Raw genomic sequence first — 21,236 nt, 5'->3', positions numbered from 1 at the left:
AGTGTGCGTCCGCTGACTTGGAATGTGATTAAACTGGCATTAAAGTTTCTAACAATCGCACTTAGAGTTTTTAGCGATCAAAGGTATATCGCCGTGCGATGTTGGACCCGCATAGCAGAACTCCCTCCGGACATCACCCCAGTCCGGTGAATCTCTGGAGTTCATTAAGGAATTTAACTCCCCTCTAATCCTTTTCTGCGAAATCGGGCGACATGATGGCCCTGGTTCAAGCTTGGTTGACAAGTGAGGACCTTTCCCCCAAGGGCAAATTACTTCCGGATGGAAGGGGAATGTTATGCAGGACATGAGGTATATCGAGAACAAGAATGCGGCAGCCGGCTGGATGAGGATCCTGGCCGCAGTGGGTGTGGCCCTGCTCTATGCGTTCTTGGCGAACGCGAGTGTCTAACCGGCGCCGGGCAATCGAAACGCTCCGCAGCGTGCCGCCGCGGCAGGCGGTTGCTGCCAGATTAAGCCAATAGGCTTGCCGAATCATCAGGCTGCTGAATAGGAGCCATGGATTTTTGTGAGACCCGGCGTGATTGTCCCACGCGGGCCTGCTTCACTCGGGGACGCAGCCAACCCCCAAAATCAGCACAGTCGAACCTGGCTGTGCTGATTTTTATTGGAACAGCTTTTCTTAGAAGAAGTTTTTTTAGAAGCCCTGCTTGATCAACTCCGCGACGGTGAGCTTTCCGCCCGCGCTCGTCCGCATCATCTTCTCGGCGTATTTCGCCAGGACGTCCACTTCCACGTTCAGCGGATCGCCCACGCGCAACGCGTGCAGGTTGGTTGCCTGGTAGGTGTGCGGGATGATGGCGATCTCCACTTTCCCGGCGTGGATCGCTGCCACCGTCAAGCTGATGCCTTCGATAGTGATGGACCCTTGCGGCACGACGTAGCGCGCCAACTCCTGCGGAATCTCCACCACCAGCCGCCAGTCTTCGCGATCACGGATCTTTTCCAGGCCGATGAGCCGGCCCACGCCGTCCACGTGTCCCTGGACAACATGGCCGCCCATCCTGTCCTGGGCGCGCGCGGGCAACTCCAAGTTGACCAGCGAGCCTTGCTGCAAATTGCCCAGCGAGGTGCGCTGCACGGTCTCCTGCGCCAGGTCGGCGGAAAATCCATTGCCGCGAATTTCCACCGCGGTCAGGCATACTCCGCTTACGGCAACGCTGTCACCTTTCTTGAGTTCGCCCGGCACGCTCGAAGCAATGACGTTGATGCGCGTGAGCGAGCCGCCACCCCTGACCGGCGCCTGCTCAATGCCGGCAATGCGTCCGGTTTCCTGGATCAGACCTGTAAACATCTGGTCGCCTCAAAAAGTTCGCTAGCACTATCAGCTCGCTCGTACTCTCAAGAAAGTGCCGAGCGGTCGCCTGTCGCCGATTGCCGGTCACCAATTATTGACGATGCATCGCGATCCTGACAGCCCATTCGCTCTGCGCTCTCTGCGGTGAATCTTGCCGCTGTGAATCTTCTGCCGCGGTGAATCCTTTGCTACTTCGCGCCCTTTGCGTCCGTTGCGGTCAATGCTTTTTCAAATTGTTACAATCTGCGCTTTATCTGCACGACAGCCAATTCTCTCTGCGTTCTCTGCGGTGAATCTTTTGTTACTTCGCGTCCTTTGCGTCCGTTGAGGTCAATGCCGCGGAGTAAGGATCGCGCAGATACCCTTCCACCGCAAAGTCCTCGCCAAAGCGGTGCAACACAATGTTTTTCACCAGCGCGGCTTCGCTCAGGTGGCGGAACCCAGCTCCGGTGGCGAAAGGAACTGAGCCCGGGCCTCCCAGAATCTTGGGTGCGTAGTAGAAGAACACCTTGTCCACGACTCCCGCAGCCAGCGCTGCCCAGTTTAGCAACGCGCCGCCTTCCACCAGCACGCTGGTGATTTCCAGTTCACCCAGCCGCGCCATCGCCTTGTGGAGGTCGGGCCGGCCATCGGCGCCTCCCAGCGCTACCTGCTCCACGCGGACCCCGCGCGCTTCCAGTTCACGCTTCTTCTTTTCTTCCGCGAAAGAACACAAGACCAGCACGTCATCTTTCACCGTCTTGACCACGCGCGAGTCGAGCGGCAAACGCAGCCGCGAATCCAGGACCACGCGCCGCAGCCCGCGCCGCCGGGGCAGCCCGGTGCGGTCGGTGAGCAGGGGATCGTCGGCGATTACTGTGCCCACGCCCACCATGATCGCGTCCGACTCGTGGCGCAGTTCCTGCACGTGGGCCCGCGCCTGTTCGCTGGTGATCCAAGCGATCGCGCCGCTGGGTTCATGCATTGGCGCGTTCACCGGGGTCCCCGGCACGCGCTTCGCGTGTTGGGGTGAGTTCACCGAGCTGCCTTGCGGCCCCGCAATCTTGCCGTCCAGCGTCATGCCGGACTTCAGCGTGACCAGCGGCAGCCGCGTGAGAATGTATTTGGCGAAGGCCTCGTTCAATTTGCGGGCTTCGCCTTCCATCAGTCCAACTTCAAGCTGAATGCCGGCATTGATCAGCTTGGCGAACCCCTGGCCGGCGACTTGCGGATTAGGATCGGCCATGGCCGCGACCACGCGGCTGATTCCTGCGGCGATCACCGCGTCCGCGCAAGGAGGCGTGCGTCCCTGATGGCTGCACGGCTCAAGGTTCAGATACAGTGTGCCCCCGCGCGCCTTGGCGCCGGCTTGTTCAAGGGCGATTACCTCTGCATGCTTCACGCCGTCATAGGTATGAAAGCCGGAGCCAGCGACTTCACCACTGCCGCTGACCACCACCGCGCCCACGCGCGGGTTGGGCGAAGCCAGCGCCACGCCCTGGCGCGCCAGCAGCAGCGCCTGGCGCATGAAGTGTTCGTCTTTTTCGGTGAAGTTCATAGCTCGGGAAAATGCGCTTCCCGGTACTGGACTGCCCTGTTCCCCAATTCCCACCCCACTCTGTCATTCTGAGCGAGCCTGAGTCCCGCAGCGCGGGATAAAAGGCGAGTCGAAGGACCCCGAGAATGTTTCTGCTGTCAATGCTGTGTCAGAGCGTTTTCACGACGACATTCAATCTTCGGTCTTCGTCGCGTTATCGTGTCGACCTGCGACTAAAGTCTCGTGTGGATCACTAGCGGCCAATCCAATATCCTGGCGCCCTAAACATTTATCATTTACACAGTTGCAAACAACGACTCCGCAAAACTTTCGGCGTTGAAAGGCAGCAGGTCGCCCACTTTTTCTCCCACGCCCACCCAGCGGACGGGCATGCCCAGTTCGCGCGAGATGGCCACCACCACGCCGCCTTTGGCCGTGCCGTCCAGCTTGGTCAGCACGATTCCGGTCACGCCCACGGACTCGGTGAACAGGCGGGCTTGCTGCAAACCGTTTTGGCCCGTCGTCGCGTCCATCACCAACAGCACTTCGTGCGGTGCTCCGGGGATGATGCGTTGCGCGGTGCGCTTCATCTTTTCCAGTTCGGCCATCAGGCTGGTCTTGGTGTGCAGGCGTCCCGCCGTATCTACGATCACATAGTCCATCTTGCGTTCCTTGGCCGCGCTCAGCGCGTCGAACAGTACGGCGGAAGGATCGCCCCCAGCCTTGGTCTTGATGACCTCCACTCCGGTGCGCGACCCCCAGACTTCAAGTTGTTCAATGGCCGCGGCGCGAAATGTGTCCGCCGCGCACAGCAGCACGCTCTTGCCCTCGGCGCGCAGAGCATGCGCCAGCTTGCCGATGGTGGTGGTCTTGCCGGTGCCGTTCACGCCCACCACCATGATCACTTGTGTCTCGCCAACGGCTGCTAGGCCTTCGCGGGCCGGCGTGGCGTTCAGGATGGCCAGAATCTGTTCTTTGATCAGCCGCTTCAGCTCGCCGGCGTCTTTGATCTGTTTGCGATCGGCTTTTTCCCGCAGCTTGCCCAGGATTTCCTGCGTGGTCTTGCTGCCCAGGTCGGCGGTGATCAGGATGGCTTCCAGTTCGTCCAGCGTGCTGCGGTCAATTTCCTTGGTGAAAGCCAGCGCTTCATCAATGCGTTCGCTCAGGTTCTCGCGCGTGCGCGTGACCGCCTGCTTCATGCGGTCAAGAAACGAGGGCTCGGAGCCTCCAAAAAGGGTCTGGATCATGTGGTTATATGTGGTCCGGCGCAGAAGCTTCTGCTGAACCTTTGATTATAGCGGGTGGGGCCTTGGGCCAGGCTTACAGCGGCTCTGCGGGAATGGTCACAACAGCTCCCGTCGTCGCGGCGGCCTGTTCACCGGTGACCACGGCCGCGCGATGGATGCGCAGCTTGCCGCCTTCAAAGACTTTGGTCATGGCGCTGACCACGTGCGGGTCAAACTTGGTGGCCGCCAGCGAGTTGATGATGCGAATCACGTATTCCGGGTCCATGGCCGCCTGGTAGGGACGGTTGGTGGTCATAGCATCAAAGGTGTCCGCCACCATGATGATGCGCGGCATGAGCGGGATCTGGTCGCCTTTGAGCCCGTGCGGGTAGCCGCGTCCATCGAGCGACTCATGGTGCAATTCGATGCCCGGCAGCATGTCCCGCAGCGCCTCAACCGGACGAAGAATGGCCGCGCCCTTGGTGGTGTGGGTCTTCATCACTTCAAATTCTTCCGGCGTGAGCGCTCCCGGTTTTTTCAGGATGCGGTCTTCAATGCCGATCTTGCCTACGTCGTGGAGCTGGGCGGAGATGCGGATCTTGTCAATGTCTTCGTCCTTCAGCCCCATTTCCGTGGCGATGAGCACGGAGTAGCGGGTGACGCGGTCAGAATGGCCGCGCGTGTACGGGTCTTTTTCGTCCACCGCGCCGGCCAGCATCTGGATGGAGCTCAAGAACAGCGAGCGGTTTTCTTCCGCGGCTTTCTTGAGGTCGCCGACAAACCGCTCCAGGTCGTCGGTCATGCTGTTGAAGGTCTGGGCCAGTTCGCCGAATTCAGTGCGGCTGTTCAGGTGCACTCGCTGGGAGAAATCTCCGCCGGCAATGGCCCGGCTGGATTCGGTCAGCACGCTGAGCGGCGTGGTCAGGCGCCGCGTCGCCCATATGCCGACAAAAATGCTGAAGGCAATGGCGATCAAGGCAAAGCGGATGGCGTCGCGCCGCATATCAATGATGTCAATGTAGGCGTCGTCCTGGGTCTTTTGCGCTATCACCGCCCAGCCCAGGTTGGGTACGGAGGAGTAAGTGCCCAGCATGGGGACCTTGGCTTTGCCCACTTGCAGGGTGTACTGGTTGGTGACGGAAACCCGGGCGTTGGCGCCTTGCTCCACAAAATTCTTCACCAGGTCGTTGGAGTTCATGTCCTGGCCGGTGGCGTACTGGATGCTGGGAGAAGCCACCAGCCGGCCGTTGCGGTCCACCACAAAGGTGTCCAGGCCGCCCTGGTCGCGGAACTCCTTGAGCTTCTCCACCATGTAATTCAAGTCAATGATCAGTTCCAGCGCGCCGACGTACTGCTGGCTGTCCGCCACAATCGGCTTGCTCACCACCATCACCGTGCGCGACTGTTTGCCGGAGCCAATGGCGATGGCCTCGCCGTTGTACTCGCGCATGTCACGGGCGGCAGCCAGGCCGTGCTCCAATTGCTTTTCCAGAAACGCGTCCGGGGCGATGGTGCCGATAAAGGAGGCGCGGCCCTCAGTGTTGACCACGCGCGCGTAGGGGACAATGGAATCCGGCGCGTTGATGCTGTTCTGCAGCAGACCGCGCACGCCGGCTGATTCCACCCGGGCGCCCCGCAGGTCGCCGCCGGAAGTGGCCAGCACGGAATAGGAAAGATCAGAAAGCTTCCCGCGAATTTCTTTTTCCCGCTGGGCAATGGCCAGGGCCAGCGTGTTGGTGACCGTGTTCTGCAGCAATTGTTCGTTGCGTTGCAGCGTGTCACGGTTGATGGCCATGACTTTGGTGGCGTAGAGGTACAGGGGCACCACCCCCACGGCGATCAGGACGAGCAGAATCGCGTAGATGATCGGGATTCTGGACGGTAATGGAAGCTTCATACGGCCAGGCTGTGCTCTGGAATTATCCTTGAATTGTATGCTGAAATCAGCTGAAAAATGACGCAAAAATGGACCGATGTGCGGTTACAAAAGTACCTTGAGAGTTAGCTGGGCACAGACGGGTCGGCTCTTAACCCAAATCACGTTTCCCGTGAATTACTGCAGCGATCACAACTTCACGATCACCGACCTCGTAAATAATGCGGTAGCTGTAGGCGAACACCTCACGGACCTTGGGGTCATGGAATTCGGGCACCTCGCGGCCCACCTTGGGAAACCTGGAAAGATTGCGTGTTGCGTTGACGATACGTTTGACAACAGCTCTTGCGTATGCAGCAGAATCGAGGGCTATGTACGTAGCAATTGCTTCTACATCAGCAACCGCGCGGGAAGACCAGACTACTCTGTGAGCCATTTGCTCAAGCGAGATTCAACTTCTTCTTGCGGAATGGTACCGTGCTCCTGCGCGTCATCAAGTCCACGACGGACCTTCTCCAGCACGTAGAGATGATACTGGATGTCCTCGAGAGAACAGTCGTCAGGCAACTTTTCTAGCAGGGATCGGACTTCTTGTTTGGCAGTCATTGATTGACTCTAAGAATAGCACTCAACTAGGGCCGATGAGCGCCATTTTTGACTGGCAAGCGTACGCCACATCCGGTCTCTAGAACCGGTCTTCCGCTTTCCCCGGCCGGGTCATCAGTTCGCGGATGGCGTCATGCGCGGATTTGCCGTCGTGCAGGATGGCATACATCTGTTCGGTGATGGGCATCTCCACGCCGTACTTTTTCGCCAAGCCAATGGCGGCATTGGTAGTCAGTACGCCTTCGGCCACCATGCCGTGCATGCCGCGCATGATTTCCTCCAGGCGCTTGCCTTCGCCCAGGGCAGCGCCCACGCTGCGGTTGCGAGAGAGCCCTCCGGTGCAGGTGAGCACCAGATCGCCCATGCCGGCCAGTCCAGACATGGTCTGGGGCTCGGCGCCGCAGGCCACGGCCAGCCGCGTGATCTCCACCAGCCCGCGGGTAATCAGCGCCGCCACCGAGTTGTGCCCGGTACCCAGGCCGTAGCAGACGCCGGCGGCAATGGCGATCACGTTCTTGAGCGCGCCACCCAACTCCACGCCGATGAGGTCGTCATTCACGTAAATGCGGAAGCGCGGATCGCTAAATTCTTTTTGCACGCGCGCAGCCAGAGCATAGTCGGTGGAGGCCACGGTGACCGCCGTCGGCTTGCCCTCCGCAACTTCTTTGGCAAATGACGGCCCGCTCAGCGCGGCGATCCTGGGCGAAAAGTTGCAAAAACGTCCCACCACTTCCTGGATCACCTGGGTCATGCGCAGCAGCGTGTCATTCTCCAGGCCCTTGGTGGCGCTGACAAACAGCATCTGCGGTAGCAGCCATTGCGCCATGTGCTCAAACGTCCGCCGGCAATGGTGCGAGGGCATCACGCTGACGACGATTTCGGCCGCGGAGAGCGCTTCTTTCAAATCATTGGTGGCGGTGACGCTCGGCGGCAAAGGGCAACCGGGCAGGAATACGGCGTTGGTGCGCGACAGCGCGATGGACTCGCAAACTTCCTTCTCAAAGGCCCACAGGCGGACTTCATGGTCGCCGCGCCGGCCCGCGACGATGGCCAGCGCCGTCCCCCAGGCTCCCGCGCCGATAACGGCAATCCGGCTCACGATGTCTTCTCCCCGGCCGAAGCCGGTTTGCCCACAGCAAAGCGGCTCTCCGTCCCGCTCAGCAGACGGCGGATGTTCTCATGATGCTTGATCACAATGATCAAACTCACGGCGCAGACCGGCAGCAGCGCCAGCCAGTCTTTGGCGCCGAGCAAGTACGCGGCGATGGGAAAGGCGATGGCCGCCAGCACCGATCCCAGGGAAACATATCGCGTGGTCAGTACGATCAAAATAAAAACTCCCAGCGAAACCAGCACGGCCCAGGGAAAGAGCATGACGAACACGCCCAGGGCAGTGGCCACGCCTTTACCGCCTTTGAACTTCAGCCAGACGGGGAAGACATGTCCAAGAACCGCGGCCAGAGCCGCTACAGCCGCGAGCATGGCCGCGGAGTCGCTGGAAGGCGCGAGAAGTCCGGCAATCCACACCGCCAGCGTTCCTTTGAGCGCGTCCAGAACCAGCGTAGCCGCGCCCAGACCTTTCGCGCCGGAACGAGCCACGTTGGTTGCGCCGATGTTCCCGCTGCCGGTGTCCCGTATGTCCTGCCCGCGAAAAACTTTCACCAGCAGGTAGCCAAAGGGAATGGACCCCAGCAGGTAGGCGCCGACGGCGACGATGATGTACAGGATTGCCATCCGATGCTATTCCAGCGCGAACCTCTGCAGCTTGGTGTACTTTGATCCGCCTTTTTGCGGCTGGCTCTGGTACATCCAGAATTCTCGCGCCGTCATTGTACCGAATTGCGCCGCCGCTTCCTTCTGCAGAAAGATCTGCAACTGTTTCAGCTCCTGATTCGCGCCTTGAGCCGATCCCGCGCGCGCCAGCGTCAGGTGCGGACGATATGGTTTTTCTTCACGAGTAACGCCGAGCTCGGCCACGGCCTGGTCAATCGCGGCGGCTAGTTGAGGCAAAGCGTCGCTGGAGTGTACGCCGATCCAGAACACGCGCGGCGAATTGGGACTGGGGAAGAAGCCCACATCTTCAAAACGAACTTCAAACGGCGCGGCCTTCACTGCCGCAAGCGCCGTCTTCATCTCCGCCACCTTGTCGTCGCCCACGTGGCCGATAAACTTGAGCGTCACGTGCAGGCCTTCCGCCCGGGCCCAGCGCGCGCCAGGAGCATAACCTCGCGCTCGCTCCATGTATTCGGTCATGCGGGCGCGGATTTCTCCGGGGATGTCCAGTGCGATGAAGATGCGCATGGTCACATCAATTTGCGGCGGACCAGGTCCATGGCTTGCTGCGTGGCCCACATTCGGATGCGTTCGCGGTCGCCAAAGAATTTGCGCTCGACGACTTCAGTTTTGGCGCCGTCGGCCAGCGCGGCATAGACCAGGCCCACGGGCTTTTCTTCCGTCCCGCCGCCCGGTCCGGCAATGCCGGTGATGCCCACGCCCAGCGTCGCCTTGCAGCGCGCGCGGATGCCTTCCGCCAGCGCGATAGCCACCTGGCTGCTGACCGCGCCGTGCTCGGCGATGAGCAGCGGCGGAACATCGGCCAGGCCGGTTTTCAGCGAGTTGTCATACACCACGGCTCCTCCCAGAAAATATCGCGAGCTTCCCGGCACGGAGGTGATACGCTCCGCCAGCATGCCTCCGGTGCAAGATTCCGCCACGGCCAGCGTGGCCGATCGCATGTCCAGGTAGTAGCCCACGATCTGCTCCATGCTTTCACCGTGGGTGGAGTAGACGGCGTCTTCAAATTCGTCTTCGAGCGCTGCCGCCAGCGCGTCCACGCGTTGCCGCGCGGTTTCCGGAGAGTCGGCCTGGGCGCGCAGATGGAGCTGCACTTCACCCGGTGAGCCGGCCAGGATGGTGGTCTCAACATCTTTATATTGCGTGTAGATGGCCGCGGCGCGCTTGTCGGCGGCGGATTCGCCGATCATGGCAATTTTGAGCTCGCGCACGGCGATATTGCGCGAGGGCACCAGCTTCCGCAGGCGCTCCACGCATTGGTCTTCATAAAGTGACGTTAGCTCGCCCGGCGGGCCGGGCAGCAGAATGATGATGGCTTCGCCACCCGAGTCTTTCAGGTGAAGAAACTGCCCCGGAGCGCTACCGCGCTTGTTGGGAAGCATTTCCGCGCCTTCGATGACGTCGCCCTGGCGCTCGTTGTTCTCGGCCATCTTCCAGCCGCGTTCGGCAAAGCGGGCGCGCAGCCAGTCCACAATCTGCTGGTCGCGGACCAGTCTGCGTCCCAGCACTTCCGCTACGCACTCGCGCGTGAGGTCGTCTTCCGTCGGCCCCAGGCCGCCCATGAACAGAACAATGTCAGCGCGGGAAAGCGCCGTCCGCGCCGCGCACACCAGGTCGGCGCGGCGGTCGCCCACGATGGTCTTGAAACTTACTTCCACGCCCAGTTGGTTGAGCTTGTCCGTAAGGTAAAGCGAGTTGGTGTCTTGCCGATAGGGCGTGAGCAGTTCTGACCCAATGGCAATGATCTCGGCGTTCACAGCAAGCAGTCTAAATGAGAAGGCAGATCAAATGAGCGACAGCGGATGCACGGCGGGAGAAAGCGAGAGATAGTAGACCTCGCCGTTCTGGTTGGGAGTGTTGGTGGCCAGCACCACGCCGCCGCTGCGGGTAAAGGCCAGCCCAACCAGGTTGTATCCGGCGATGACCAGAGAAGCTTTCTTGTCCGGCGTGATGCGCACGATGCCGCGCTTGCCGGCGAGAGAAGCGGCGACGTACAGATTGCCCTGTGCGTCAAAGGCCATGCCCTGCGGGCGGCCCAGTCCGCGATAGAAGGTGGTGACTGTGCCGTGGTTGTCCACGGTGTGAATGCTGTCAAAACTGGCGGTGGTGGGGCCGCAGACGTAGAGCGTCCCGTTGGGCGAAAACGCCAGATGATACGCCGAGACGCTGGGTTCCAGCGTGGCAAACACAAAAATCTGGCGGTCTTGAGCGATGCGCCAGATGGTCCCCGTGCGGTCGCCCACATAGAGGCTGCCTTCGCGATCAAAGGCAATTCCGGTGGCCACGCCCATGCCTTCCGCGTAGGTGCTCATGGCGCCGCCGGGCGTGACGCGATAGACCGTGCCGTCATAACGCGACGAAACATACAACTGGCCCTGTTTATCAAAAGCCAGTCCGGTAGCATTCATCAGCTCGGTCAGGAAGGGGCGCACGGTGTGATTGGTGTCAATTTTGTAAATCGCTACCGGGACTTTCTGGCCGCGCCCGCCGGAGTAAGTGGCGTAAATGTTGCCGTCGGCGTCCACCGCGGGGTTTGATACGGGATGCAGGTTCTCCGCCAGCGGCTGGGCGATGCTGATCTCGCGCGAGTTGCTCACGTGGCCGTTGGTGCGGATGGTGACCTGCCCGGACAGCGCCTTGTGGGGCACGCGGGCGATGATGAACTCCTCTGAGCCAATCACGATGGAGCCGCGCACGCCGCTGAAGTTTACTTCCGGGCGCTCCAGTTGCGGAGGCTTCAGGGCCTTGCCCTGGATGCGGACTTCGCCGCCGGGCAGCGCCGCTGCGGGCTCAATGGCCTCAATATAAGGATTGCCGTCCGCGCTTTTTCTGCCCAGCAAAGTATCAGAGATGCCCATGAAAATAACCTAGCGCGCAAAAAAGTAATGCAATGCCTGCACCAGGACCAGCGCGTAGAGTCCCGCACCCACATCATCCATCATAATCCCTGTGCCCTCCGGCAGGTGTTCCAGCCGGCGCAGAGGGAACGGTTTCACAATGTCAAAGCTACGAAAAAGTATAAAGCTGGCCAGAAGGTATTTCCAATTCAGGGGAGCGCCGATCATGGCGATCATCTGCCCAGCCACTTCATCAATCACCACAAAGCCTGGGTCTTTGCGCCCGCTTTCGCGCGCGACCGTGGTGGAAGGCGGGATGCCGATCAGAGTGATGGCCGCCGCAAGCAGAATCGCCGCCGGCAGCACCCAGCTTGGAGCCATGAGCCGCGCCGCCGCCCACCACAGCAGGAGCGTGACGGCGGACGCCCACGTCCCCGAACCCGGCTGCAGATATCCGATGCCGAAGAACGTGGCGACCAGCCAGGAGACGCGCGATTTGGAAACCTTGGGCGTGAGGGAAGTTCCCATGGCTTCAGGATAGATCATCTTTCGTTCATTTGTTGGCGGGTGAAATGGCGGCCTGCTTTGACATGCGTCAATCGCCGGTATAGTCCCATGACCTCAGAGGCCGAAGCAGGCTGTTCCGTGTATTCGATAAGCCATTCGCGAAACGCCGCACTCAGGGTTTTGCCTTGAGCCCGAGCGACAGATCGAGCCTCAGTGATCAGGTTTCCGTCAGCGCTCAACGTGATACGTTTCATGGTGGGTCAAGGATACACAAGAAGTGGGCCGGGTAAGAAGTGAAGGCTGGCTAATACTCGTGCGAGTCGTCGTCCGGTTCAGCTTTCCGTCTGGCCTGCTCCTCCGCGATGCTCTCCAGTTCTTCCGGATCGTTGATCTTGGTGGAGATCACGTAGCCGCCGCTGGCCCATTTGCCCAGATCAATCATGCGGCAGCGGTCACTGCAGAAAGGGAAGTTTTCTTCGCTGGCCAGCACCAGGGTGCGGCAGATAGGACAACGCAGCGAACGTACCTTCTTCTTCGGCATACACAAAGCTTCAAGCAGAATACGGCTTTTTTGTCGACGCAACCTCTAAGCGTAGAGGGCATGATCACAAAAAGCGCCGCAAGGCGCGTCATAACGGTAGCCCAGGCCGTGAGGCCTGGGAAAGTTGCAAAAAACAGCCAAGCCCCTGCGGGGCGACACGCAAGAATTCTATTCAATCACCCGCGCCACCAGGTCGTATTCATGCGCTTCGGTGATCTCGCAGCGATAGAACTTGCCTTCGGCGGCTTCGGCGTCGCCAAAGTCGTTGATGAACAATTTACCGTCAATTTCCGGAGCGTGCATCTGGCTGCGGCCTTCCCACAGCAACTCGGTTTCCTCGGACGGCCCTAGCGCCAGCACGTCCAGTTGCCGGCCGATCAGTTTGCGTTTGGCCTTCTTGCTGATCTGCTTTTGGATCTGCATCAGCTTGCGGCGGCGCGCTTCAATCGTGCGCGGCGGAACCTTGTTCTCCAGATGGTAGGCCTCGGAACCTTCTTCGTCGGAATAGCTGAACACGCCCAGCCAGTCAAACTGGGCATCCTTGACGAAGCCGCACAGCTCTTCGAAATCTTTTCCCGTTTCGCCAGGGAAGCCAACGATGAACGACGTTCGCAGAGTGAGGTCGGGAATCGTGCGCCGCATCTTCTCCACTGACTTCAGGAAAATCTCCGCGCCTGCGCCGCGCTTCATGCGCTTCAACACGTCCGCCGACGCGTGCTGCAAGGGCACGTCAATGTAGCTGCAAATCTTTTCGTTGGCCGCGATGGTTTCCAGCAGCCGTCCGGTGATCTTGTTGGGATAGGCGTAGAGGAAGCGCACCCAGCGCAGGTCTTCGATCTCGGCCAGCCGCTGCAGCAGAAGGGGCAGGCCGTCTTTCAGGCCCAGGTCTTCGCCGTAGCAGGTGGTGTCCTGGCCGATGAGGGTGATTTCGCGGACGCCGCCGGCGACCAGGCGCTCGGCTTCGGCGATGACCGACTCAAAATGCCGCGAGCGAAACTTGCCGCGCAACTGCGGGATGATGCAGAAGCCGCAAGGATGGTCGCAGCCTTCGGCAATCTTGATGTACGCCGACGCGCGCGGGGTGGCCAGCACGCGGGGCGTGTGTTCGTCGTAGAGATAGTTGGGCAGGCTGGCGATGGCGCCGTCCCATTCGGCGCGTGAGAAACGCCCGCTCTGCTCGCGCGCTTCGCCTTCGGGCCGCGAACGCATACCAGATTTGAGCGCCTGGCTGGCGGAGCTGGCCGATTGCGGCATCGAATTCAGGATCACAAAGGGAGAGTCGCTTTCCGCGGAGTCGCCGCTGACCTCCACTCCGGCAGCGGCCAGAATCTGTTCCAGCTCACCGGTGCCGACCACGGCGTCAACTTCGGGAATGTTTTTCTGGATTTCGTCGCGATACCGCTCCACCAGGCAGCCGGCGACGATCAACTTCTGCGCCCGTCCGCTGATTTTGTGCTGGGCCATCTCCAGGATGGTGTTGACCGACTCCTGCTTGGCGGTGTCAATGAACGAGCACGTGTTTACCACGATCACGTCAGCATCTTCCGCGCGCGTGGTGATCTGCGCGCCGCCACTGGATTGCAGCAGGCCCATCATGACTTCGCTGTCCACCAGGTTTTTGGGACAGCCCAGGCTGACAAAGCCCACCTTCAACGGTGCTTTGCGATGTGCAGTCTGCTCCTGCGGAGGCGCTACTGTGAGGTTCTCTGGCGGCATGCGATACCCTATTTTAGCATTGCGAAACGGCAGGCCGTTTGCCGGCCATGCCGCCGGTTTCAGGTACAATCGGCGGGTTGAAGAGGAGATGCTTATGCAATCCAAGATTAAATTGAGCGCAGTCGCCATGACCGGGCTGGCCGTGGCCGCGATGCTGTTCGTCCTGCCGGCGCTGGCCAAGGACGCCAAGCCGAAAGCCATCGTCGTGCAACTGCACGACGCGAATGGCAAGAGCGTAGGCACCGCCACGCTGTCGCCGGCGGCTAGTGGGGTTTCCATCAAGCTGAACGTCCACGGCCTGACGCCGGGCGAGCACGCCATCCACATTCACGGCACACCCAAGTGTGAAGGCCCGGGGTTCATGTCCGCGGGCGGGCACCTGAATCCTGACAACAAGAAGCATGGCCTGCAGAACCCTGACGGGCCGCACGCCGGCGACATGCCGGACTTCAACGTGGACGCCAACGGCAAGTCCAAGGCTACGATTGTGGCGCCGGGCGTGAACATGGGCAGCGACGCGCACTCGGTCTTCACCGGCGCCGGTACCGCGCTGGTAATCCACGCCAAGGCCGACGACCAGAAGAGCGATCCGGCCACGGCCGGCGACCGCGTGGCCTGCGGAGTGATTACCAAGTAGAAGTAGCTTTGATATCGGAAGGAAGCCATGCTCTCTCGCGGGGCATGGCTATTTTTTCGCCGCGATCACTTCATACAACTCCGGCAATTTCACCGCGTCGTCCACCGATTCGTCAAAGCGGGCACGCTCGTAATGGGCGGTAAACACGACCACGTTTTCGCGCAGCGCCGGGTCAGGGATGGTCGCGGCAAATTCTTCGGCGGTCTGTGCGGGCTCCTTGTGCAGGCCGCGGCGGGAAAGTTTTTTGAGCAGGCGCAGGTACCAGAAGCTGGCGGAAGTGCGCGGCGCGCGCTGCGGGTTGCGCAAAGAGCGGCGGCGTTGAAACATTCGCCATAACAGCGGAGAGAACGGCATGGCCAGAGCCAGGGCCAGCAATACGCACCAGAAGGCCATTTCGCCCGGCGTCATGGCTTCCAGGCGGCGCTGCCAGCCGGCAACTGCGCGGACCATAGTGCGGTACTTGCGCCACAGCCAGACGCGGAATGAGGACTGGGCCTTGCCCGTGGTGGCGCTGAGTTCAGAGCTGAGCTTCATCTGGTGGCTGAAGTCGTAGTTTACGACCCACTCGCGCCACATCTCGCGCATCGCGTCCGCGTAGAGGCCCAGCCGCGCCCAACGGTCAACCCGGGCCGTCGCCGGACGCGAAGGCGTGGGGTCGAACGTTACCCAGCCGAATTCGGGGAAGTAAACTTCCACCCAGGAATGCGCGTCCTGCTCGCGGACGATGTAACTGCCGATCAAGTCGTTGTATTCTCCGCCGCGGAAGCCGTTGACCACGCGCGTGGGAATGCCCAGCGTGCGCAGCATGATGGCCATGGAGGTGGCAAAGTACTCGCAGTGGCCTTTCTTGCGGTCAAAAAGGAAGTACGCCAGTTGATCTGGGGCGTTCACTCCCGGCAACTCCAGCGTGTATGAATAATTGGTCTTGAGGTAAGCCTGGATGGCCCGGGCGCGAGCGTAGTTCGAATCAGCGTCCGCGGTGACCTGGCGCGCCAGATCGGGAATGCGAGGGTCCAGGCGCGAAGGCAACTGGCGGTAACTGTTGGCGATGGCCGCGGGATAGACGTTGGACACCGAATTGCGCACGAAAGGCAGGGGATCGCGCGCGTCGGCTTCCGCGGAGTAGATGCCGATGGTCTGCACCGTCTCCGGTTCCGCGCTAACCAGTACGTCAGGGGCCGGCGGGCCCACGGCGACCGTCCCGTTCGAGAGGATGCCGACTACGCGGTAGTCGCCGCTGATCTTGGTCGGCACCGGGGCCAGGAAAAACAAGTTGAGCCCCATGGGCTCCATCACCACGCGATAGCGGAACGTCGGCACCGGAGACGGCCTGACCGCTCCGGAGTAAAACGCTCCCGGGGCGACGCGGGAAATGTCCAGCGGAGCATTGTTCAAGCCGCGGTAGGCGGGGATCTCGGCGGCGTTCCACCAGCGCTGTCCGTCAAAATTAGCCAGGGCCGTGCCGCGCCATTTCACGTCCGCCGGAAGTTTGCCGTAGGTGACTTGCACGTGCATCACCACCGCGGCGGACTGCTGGATGGTGCCGATGCCGCCCAGGCGAACGTCCTGGCTGAAGCCGCTGACAATGCTGCCTTCGCTGGTGAAGGTATGCAGGTATCCGGCGGAGCTGACGCGGGGCAAGATAAGGAAGATCAATCCAGCGCCGCCCAGCGTGAGCAGCCCCAGGAGCGCCGCGCCGCCGGCGAGTGAGCGATGGAAACGGCCATCCTGTTGCGGAGGCACCCCGGCCGCCACGCCCTCAACCTCTGAGCGGCGCATCTCCAGGCTGACGAACGTGGCAATGGCCACCACGATGAACAGGGAAAACGTCAGCAGGAAGAGCGTGTCCACGGTGAGCACGGCGGCCGCCAAGACCATCATGAACGACAGAATCGCCAGGTAGATCAGATCACGGTCACGGCGCACGGAAAAGATCTTGATCACCATGCTGAACAGCACCATGTGCACGGTGGCGTTCACGAAACTTTGGGAGAAGTAGAAATAGTCCGCGACGTAAAAAACGAAATAGGCCAGAGTCAGATAACTGGTCCAGCGTTCGGAAATGTTGAACGACTTCCGCATCAGCAGCAGGTAGCCGCGAAACAGCAGGGCCGGAATCACCAGGGCCAGGGAGGGCGCGTCCAGCTTGCTGGTACCCATGAGGGCCACAAACCCGGTGGCCAGCAGCAGGTAGAGCGACCACTGGAAGAACCGGTCGGCACTGCCGAAGCGGTTGGGGACTACCGCGGCAGAGGACGGCGCTGCTGGAGTGGAAGACACACTGTTATTCTGCTTGAATTCGCGGCGGGAGCAAAGCGGAAAGCGCGCGCCGGCCGAACGGAGGTAGGTGGCGAAGGTGCTAGAATCAATAGGTCCCGCGCGACGTAATCCCGCCAACCCCGCCAGGTCCGGAAGGAAGCAACGGTAACGGGCTAGTGCGTGTGCTGCGGGACATCCTTTTTTGCCGCTGCGCGGCAAACCGCCAACGTGGGTTCAACTTGCTGAGGGTCTTCTGCGCTTGATGCAGGCCGCTCGGCGCGCAAGCCGGCCTCGCGGCTAGCCTCATAAAAACGCAGATTCGTTTCAGATATAGAGTGATTATGCAATTGAGTTTAAAGCTGTTGCTCGCAATGCTCATGGGCGTAGCGGGAATGTCTGCTCAGTCTGCCCAACCTTCTGCAGATGCTACTCAAGAGCCGCGAACGGTAACATTTTGCGAATTGGCAAAAGACCCGGCCGCCTACAACCGTCAACTGATTCGATTGTCTGGGTTTGTGACGCACGGATTTGAAGACTTCGCTCTGTCTGATCCGAACTGTCCTGCGACGCCTACTAGGTTTTGGCTGTGGCTCATGTATGGAGGTACGGTCGAATCGGGCACAATGTACTGCTGTCCAGGTGAAGGCGGACGGGATACGCGTTCGGACACGCTGACCGTTGAGGGAGTCAAGATTCCGCTGCTGAGGGATCAGGTATTCCAGCAGTTTACCGAGTTACTGAAACGCGAACGTGACACTACGGTAAGGGTTACTTTGACGGGCACATTTTTTGCGGGAAAAGGTGAGGCTGGCGAGTCGTTGCGAGGCTACGGACACATGGGTTGCTGCAGTCTGTTCGCCATTCAACGCGTGGAAGCGTTTGCCCCACATACCAGATCCGATTTGGATTATTCGGCGGAGTCTGGGTGGTATGAGAATGAGGGATGCAAGTCTCAAAGTCTCAGATACGCAAGGCATATCTCCATCAGTAGCTTTGACACCGAACCTGCAAAGCAGGTTATCGCTGAACAAAAGCTGGCTGACGGCGGAGAGCGCGCCTGGGCATTCACCGATACTCAACGTGTCGCAATGGAATCGCTGAAATCGCTCTATTCGAATGAGACTCCTGTGTTGCGCGAGGTTAGAAAAAGTCCAGCACGGCACGTTTACCGATGGAAACCAGCAAGCAAAACCGTCATCACAGTGGTGGTTGTCCGGCCTTATTGGCTATCTTTTTATGCGAAGTCGGATCAAGTAGCCTGGGTGAGCACCACCGTCAAAGAAGCAAAGTGTCGCTAGCCACAGTACTTAAACGGAATCATAGGGACGGCAATGAGACTCTTGGCTCGGTCCGAATGAAACAGGCGCGGCTGAAAGCCTTCGGCGCCTGAACTTTCTACCGTTTGCTTCCTAAACCGCTTACAATAACTGTTTCATTTCCATCGCTCCGGAGAACTCTATTGGGAAACCTTGTGCGCGCAAAAATCTCGGCCCTGGGAACGTACGTACCTCCGCGATTGTTGACCAACGCCGACCTGGAAAAAATGGTAGACACCAACAGCCAGTGGATTGAAGAGCGCACCGGCATCAAGCAACGTCACATTGTGGACAAAGGCGTGGCCACGTCGCATCTGGCGACGGAAGCCGCCCGCAAGGCCCTGGCTGAACGAGGCATGTCCGCCAGCGAAATTGAAGCCATTTTCATCGGCACGGTCACGCCGGACATGCTCTTCCCCGCCACCGCTTGCCTGGTGCAGGACCGCCTGGGCGCCAAAGGCGCCTGGGGTTTTGATATTTCCGCGGCCTGTTCCGGGTTCGTGTACGCGCTGCAAACCGGAATCAAGTTTGTGGAAAGCGGCGCGCATAAGCGGGTTCTGGTGATTGGCGCGGACGTGATGTCCTCCATCATTGATTATACCGACCGCGCAACCTGCGTGATCTTTGGCGACGGCGCGGGCGCGGTGGTGATTGAGCCGGCCACCGACGACAACTATTGCATTGACTTCATCCATGAGGTGGACGGTTCCGGCGCGTGCTCGCTCAACATGCCCGGCGGCGGCAGCTTGAATCCCGCAACCTGCGAAACCGTGCAGAAGAAGATGCACTTCGTCCATCAGGACGGCCAGGCGGTGTTCAAGTACGCCGTCCGCAAAATGGCAGAGTCTTCCGCCGCACTTCTGGAACGCAACGGCTTCACCGCCGCCGACCTGGGCCTGTTTGTTCCGCATCAGGCCAACCGTCGCATCATCATGTCCGCCGCCGACCGCATGGGACTGAAAGAAGATAAGATCATCATCAACATCGGCGAGTACGGCAACACCACGGCGGGGACCATCCCGCTGGCCCTGGAGTCGGCGCGCCAGCAAGGCCGTTTGAAAAAAGGCGACCTGGTGCTGGTGGCCGCCGTAGGCGCCGGATTCACCGTGGGCGCGACTCTGTTCCGCTGGGCGTGTTGAAGAGAGCACTCAGCACTCAGCAGTCAGCAATCAGCAAACCAGCAATCCAGCAATAAAGCTACGCACGGTAAGCAGAATGAAAGATTTTCGAGATTTGAAAGTTTGGGAAAAGGCGCATGTATTGGCGCTTGCGTGCTATGAAGCCACAAAGCCCTTTCCGCGAGAAGAGATTTTCGGACTGGTCTCACAAATCCGCCGATCTGGTTCGTCCATCCCGGCCAATATTGCTGAAGGTTGTGGCCGCCCAGGAAACGCAGAGCTCCACCGCTTTCTACAGATTGCAATGGGTTCTGCGAGTGAGCTCGAATACCACTTAATGTTGTCCAGAGATTTGACATATCTCAAGAATGACGTCTACGAACGAATGCAACCTCAGGTCGAAGAAGTAAAACGAATGCTGGCTTCCCTTCTTCGGAAAATCGATTCGGAACGCGTGTGATCAAATCTTGTTTACTGAATGCTGACTGCTGACCGCTGAAGGCTACTTCTTCGCCTTCACCTCTTCTCGATGCTTCGCCGCCTCTTTCGGATATTGCGGTTCGGTCATGCTTACCGGATCAAGGATTTCTTCAATCTCCTTTTCGCTGAGCAGCTTCTTGTCGCGGGCAATGTCAATGATGGAGCGGCCCGTGGCGACGGACTCCTTCACAATCTCCGCCGCTTTCTGGTATCCGATATACGGATTCAGCGCCGTGGCCAGCGACACGGTGCTCTGCGCGTAAAAGTTGTTGCGCTTTTCGTTGGCGGTAAGGCCCTTGATGCACTTCTCGGTGAACACGTGCAACATGTTTGTCAGGATGGTGATGGACTGCAGGACGTTGTAAGCCATGGTCGGCATCATCACGTTCAGTTCGAGCTGACCCGCCTGCACCGCCATTGCCACGGCCGCATCGTTGCCGACCACCTGAAATGACACCATAGCCGCCAGTTCCGGCATCACGGGATTGATCTTGCCCGGCATGATGGAAGAGCCGGGCTGCAGCCCGGGCAGGTTGACTTCAGCAAAGCCGGTGTTGGGGCCGGAGGAAATCAAACGCAGGTCGTTGGAGATGCGGATGATCTCCAGCGCCAGGTTCCTCAGCGACGATGAAACCTGCGCCATGCAGGCATTCGATTGCATGGCCCAGCGCATGTCGTCGGCCGGCGTAAGTTTCTGGCCGGAGAGTTTCGCCAAGTTGGCAACGGCCTTGGCGCGATAGTCAGGATGGGTGTTGATGCCGGTGCCCACGGCCGATCCGCCCAGGCCCAGTTCACGCAGAGAATCCGACGCATGGCGAATATCGCCCAGAGCTTTGCGCATCGCCACCGCGTAGGCGGCGAATTCCTGGCCCAGGCGAATGGGCACCGCGTCCTGCATGTGCGTGCGGCCCGACTTCATGATGCTGTGGAATGAGTTTCCCTTGGCTTCGAGCGCTGCGGCCAGGGCGTCCAGCACGGGATAAAGTTTTTCCAGCTCCAGCAGCGTGGCTACGCGCATGCTGGTGGGAAACACGTCATTGGTGGATTGGCCGTAATTCACGTGGTCATTGGGATGGACGGTGTATTCGCCCAGCTTACCGCCCATCAACTCCGTGGCGCGGTTGGCGATGACCTCGTTGGAATTCATGTGGAAGCTGACGCCGGCGCCGGCCTGGAACACGTCCACCACGAAGGAAGCGTTCCACTTGCCGTCCATGACTTCCTTGGCGGCGGACATGATGGCGTCCGCGCGCTTGGAGTCCACAAGGTCGAGCGACTTGTTGGCTTCGGCGGCGGCATACTTCACCATGCCGATGGCGCGGATCAGCGAAGGATGCGCCCGCATCCCGGAGATGGGATAGTTCTCCACCGCGCGCGCGGTCTGCACGCCGTAGTAAACGTCAGCGGGGATCTCTTTGATGCCGATGGAATCTTTTTCCTGGCGGAAGTTCTGGGTAGCCATGATGTCCTCAAATTCAGAGTAATGACTGGT

Annotated in this window: 20 protein-coding genes and 1 other RNA gene; 5 read left to right on the top strand and 16 right to left on the bottom strand. The window is 60.0% G+C overall.

Features of this window, described 5'->3' with window-relative positions; genetic code table 11:
* Window positions 1-655: 655 nt before the first annotated feature.
* The 14 genes from LAO20_06560 to rimO form a co-directional block, all read right to left on the bottom strand.
* Entirely contained in the window at window positions 656-1,312 is a 657-nt protein-coding gene (locus LAO20_06560; protein MBZ5531073.1) for a riboflavin synthase, read from the bottom strand.
* Between the two features lie 304 nt (window positions 1,313-1,616).
* Window positions 1,617-2,852, bottom strand: coding sequence for a bifunctional diaminohydroxyphosphoribosylaminopyrimidine deaminase/5-amino-6-(5-phosphoribosylamino)uracil reductase RibD (gene ribD / locus LAO20_06555; GenBank protein ID MBZ5531072.1), 1,236 nt, complete (start codon window positions 2,850-2,852; stop codon window positions 1,617-1,619).
* 275 nt (window positions 2,853-3,127) lie between these two features.
* Window positions 3,128-4,078, bottom strand: a complete 951-nt coding sequence (ftsY, locus tag LAO20_06550) for a signal recognition particle-docking protein FtsY (GenBank protein ID MBZ5531071.1) — start codon at window positions 4,076-4,078, stop codon at window positions 3,128-3,130.
* 73 nt (window positions 4,079-4,151) lie between these two features.
* A complete protein-coding gene (locus tag LAO20_06545) occupies window positions 4,152-5,954 on the bottom strand; it encodes an HD domain-containing protein (GenBank protein MBZ5531070.1) in 1,803 nt (600 codons plus the stop codon).
* A gap of 130 nt (window positions 5,955-6,084) precedes the next feature.
* Window positions 6,085-6,369, bottom strand: coding sequence for a type II toxin-antitoxin system RelE/ParE family toxin (locus tag LAO20_06540; GenBank protein ID MBZ5531069.1), 285 nt, complete (start codon window positions 6,367-6,369; stop codon window positions 6,085-6,087).
* On the bottom strand, window positions 6,354-6,539 hold the full coding sequence (locus tag LAO20_06535) for a hypothetical protein (GenBank protein MBZ5531068.1): 186 nt from the start codon (window positions 6,537-6,539) through the stop codon (window positions 6,354-6,356). Before LAO20_06535 ends, LAO20_06540 begins: the two co-directional genes overlap by 16 nt.
* Before the next feature lie 79 nt (window positions 6,540-6,618).
* Window positions 6,619-7,638: an NAD(P)-dependent glycerol-3-phosphate dehydrogenase gene (locus LAO20_06530; GenBank protein ID MBZ5531067.1), complete on the bottom strand. Its 1,020-nt coding sequence runs from the start codon at window positions 7,636-7,638 to the stop codon at window positions 6,619-6,621.
* On the bottom strand, window positions 7,635-8,273 hold the full coding sequence (plsY, locus tag LAO20_06525) for a glycerol-3-phosphate 1-O-acyltransferase PlsY (GenBank protein ID MBZ5531066.1): 639 nt from the start codon (window positions 8,271-8,273) through the stop codon (window positions 7,635-7,637). Before plsY ends, LAO20_06530 begins: the two co-directional genes overlap by 4 nt.
* 6 nt (window positions 8,274-8,279) lie before the next feature.
* Window positions 8,280-8,840 carry an RNA 2',3'-cyclic phosphodiesterase gene (gene thpR / locus LAO20_06520; GenBank protein MBZ5531065.1) on the bottom strand — a complete coding sequence of 187 codons (561 nt, stop codon included), beginning with the start codon at window positions 8,838-8,840 and terminating at the stop codon, window positions 8,280-8,282.
* Window positions 8,841-8,842: 2 nt separating this feature from the next.
* Window positions 8,843-10,090 carry a competence/damage-inducible protein A gene (locus tag LAO20_06515; protein ID MBZ5531064.1) on the bottom strand — a complete coding sequence of 416 codons (1,248 nt, stop codon included), beginning with the start codon at window positions 10,088-10,090 and terminating at the stop codon, window positions 8,843-8,845.
* A 27-nt stretch (window positions 10,091-10,117) separates the two neighbouring features.
* Window positions 10,118-11,191, bottom strand: a complete 1,074-nt coding sequence (locus tag LAO20_06510; GenBank protein ID MBZ5531063.1) for a gluconolaconase — start codon at window positions 11,189-11,191, stop codon at window positions 10,118-10,120.
* A 9-nt stretch (window positions 11,192-11,200) separates the two neighbouring features.
* On the bottom strand, window positions 11,201-11,698 hold the full coding sequence (locus LAO20_06505; protein MBZ5531062.1) for a phosphatidylglycerophosphatase A: 498 nt from the start codon (window positions 11,696-11,698) through the stop codon (window positions 11,201-11,203).
* A 283-nt stretch (window positions 11,699-11,981) separates the two neighbouring features.
* On the bottom strand, window positions 11,982-12,218 hold the full coding sequence (locus LAO20_06500; GenBank protein ID MBZ5531061.1) for a DNA gyrase inhibitor YacG: 237 nt from the start codon (window positions 12,216-12,218) through the stop codon (window positions 11,982-11,984).
* 168 nt (window positions 12,219-12,386) lie between these two features.
* Window positions 12,387-13,934, bottom strand: coding sequence for a 30S ribosomal protein S12 methylthiotransferase RimO (gene rimO, locus LAO20_06495; protein ID MBZ5531060.1), 1,548 nt, complete (start codon window positions 13,932-13,934; stop codon window positions 12,387-12,389).
* Window positions 13,935-14,022: 88 nt separating this feature from the next.
* On the opposite strand from rimO, the gene LAO20_06490 reads away from it, so the two are divergent.
* Entirely contained in the window at window positions 14,023-14,571 is a 549-nt protein-coding gene (locus LAO20_06490) for a superoxide dismutase family protein (GenBank protein ID MBZ5531059.1), read from the top strand.
* A 48-nt stretch (window positions 14,572-14,619) separates the two neighbouring features.
* Here the strand turns inward: LAO20_06490 and LAO20_06485 are convergent, their stop codons facing one another.
* Entirely contained in the window at window positions 14,620-16,851 is a 2,232-nt protein-coding gene (locus LAO20_06485) for a DUF3488 and transglutaminase-like domain-containing protein (protein MBZ5531058.1), read from the bottom strand.
* Between the two features lie 86 nt (window positions 16,852-16,937).
* On the opposite strand from LAO20_06485, the gene ffs reads away from it, so the two are divergent.
* From ffs to LAO20_06465, 4 genes are all read left to right on the top strand, one after another.
* Window positions 16,938-17,036: signal recognition particle sRNA small type (ffs, locus tag LAO20_06480), an RNA gene on the top strand.
* 135 nt (window positions 17,037-17,171) lie between these two features.
* On the top strand, window positions 17,172-18,128 hold the full coding sequence (locus tag LAO20_06475; protein MBZ5531057.1) for a hypothetical protein: 957 nt from the start codon (window positions 17,172-17,174) through the stop codon (window positions 18,126-18,128).
* A 161-nt stretch (window positions 18,129-18,289) separates the two neighbouring features.
* Window positions 18,290-19,285 (top strand): ketoacyl-ACP synthase III, encoded by a 996-nt coding sequence (locus tag LAO20_06470; GenBank protein MBZ5531056.1) that lies wholly within the window; start codon window positions 18,290-18,292, stop codon window positions 19,283-19,285.
* 76 nt (window positions 19,286-19,361) lie between these two features.
* The gene (locus LAO20_06465) at window positions 19,362-19,724 is read left to right on the top strand and encodes a four helix bundle protein (GenBank protein MBZ5531055.1); all 363 of its coding nucleotides are present in this window, start codon (window positions 19,362-19,364) and stop codon (window positions 19,722-19,724) included.
* A gap of 42 nt (window positions 19,725-19,766) precedes the next feature.
* Here the strand turns inward: LAO20_06465 and LAO20_06460 are convergent, their stop codons facing one another.
* Window positions 19,767-21,206, bottom strand: a complete 1,440-nt coding sequence (locus tag LAO20_06460; GenBank protein MBZ5531054.1) for an aspartate ammonia-lyase — start codon at window positions 21,204-21,206, stop codon at window positions 19,767-19,769.
* Between the last annotated feature and the right edge of the window lie 30 nt (window positions 21,207-21,236).

The sequence above is a fragment of the Terriglobia bacterium genome (assembly GCA_020072815.1).
Classification (GTDB): domain Bacteria; phylum Acidobacteriota; class Terriglobia; order Terriglobales; family Acidobacteriaceae; genus Angelobacter.
Note: the sequence above shows the minus strand (reverse complement) of the source record. Positions and strands in the feature narration are given on the sequence as shown.

Bases quoted from the DNA above. Each gene is read 5' to 3' on its own strand.
- LAO20_06560 (MBZ5531073.1), bottom strand. From the start codon at position 1,312: ATGTTTACAGGTCTGATCCAGGAAACCGGACGCATTGCCGGCATTGAG.
- ribD (MBZ5531072.1), bottom strand. From the start codon at position 2,852: ATGAACTTCACCGAAAAAGACGAACACTTCATGCGCCAGGCGCTGCTG.
- ftsY (MBZ5531071.1), bottom strand. From the start codon at position 4,078: ATGATCCAGACCCTTTTTGGAGGCTCCGAGCCCTCGTTTCTTGACCGC.
- LAO20_06545 (MBZ5531070.1), bottom strand. From the start codon at position 5,954: ATGAAGCTTCCATTACCGTCCAGAATCCCGATCATCTACGCGATTCTG.
- LAO20_06540 (MBZ5531069.1), bottom strand. From the start codon at position 6,369: ATGGCTCACAGAGTAGTCTGGTCTTCCCGCGCGGTTGCTGATGTAGAA.
- LAO20_06535 (MBZ5531068.1), bottom strand. From the start codon at position 6,539: ATGACTGCCAAACAAGAAGTCCGATCCCTGCTAGAAAAGTTGCCTGAC.
- plsY (MBZ5531066.1), bottom strand. From the start codon at position 8,273: ATGGCAATCCTGTACATCATCGTCGCCGTCGGCGCCTACCTGCTGGGG.
- thpR (MBZ5531065.1), bottom strand. From the start codon at position 8,840: ATGCGCATCTTCATCGCACTGGACATCCCCGGAGAAATCCGCGCCCGC.
- LAO20_06510 (MBZ5531063.1), bottom strand. From the start codon at position 11,191: ATGGGCATCTCTGATACTTTGCTGGGCAGAAAAAGCGCGGACGGCAAT.
- LAO20_06505 (MBZ5531062.1), bottom strand. From the start codon at position 11,698: ATGGGAACTTCCCTCACGCCCAAGGTTTCCAAATCGCGCGTCTCCTGG.
- LAO20_06500 (MBZ5531061.1), bottom strand. From the start codon at position 12,218: ATGCCGAAGAAGAAGGTACGTTCGCTGCGTTGTCCTATCTGCCGCACC.
- rimO (MBZ5531060.1), bottom strand. From the start codon at position 13,934: ATGCCGCCAGAGAACCTCACAGTAGCGCCTCCGCAGGAGCAGACTGCA.
- LAO20_06490 (MBZ5531059.1), top strand. From the start codon at position 14,023: ATGCTTATGCAATCCAAGATTAAATTGAGCGCAGTCGCCATGACCGGG.
- LAO20_06475 (MBZ5531057.1), top strand. From the start codon at position 17,172: ATGCAATTGAGTTTAAAGCTGTTGCTCGCAATGCTCATGGGCGTAGCG.
- LAO20_06465 (MBZ5531055.1), top strand. From the start codon at position 19,362: ATGAAAGATTTTCGAGATTTGAAAGTTTGGGAAAAGGCGCATGTATTG.
- LAO20_06460 (MBZ5531054.1), bottom strand. From the start codon at position 21,206: ATGGCTACCCAGAACTTCCGCCAGGAAAAAGATTCCATCGGCATCAAA.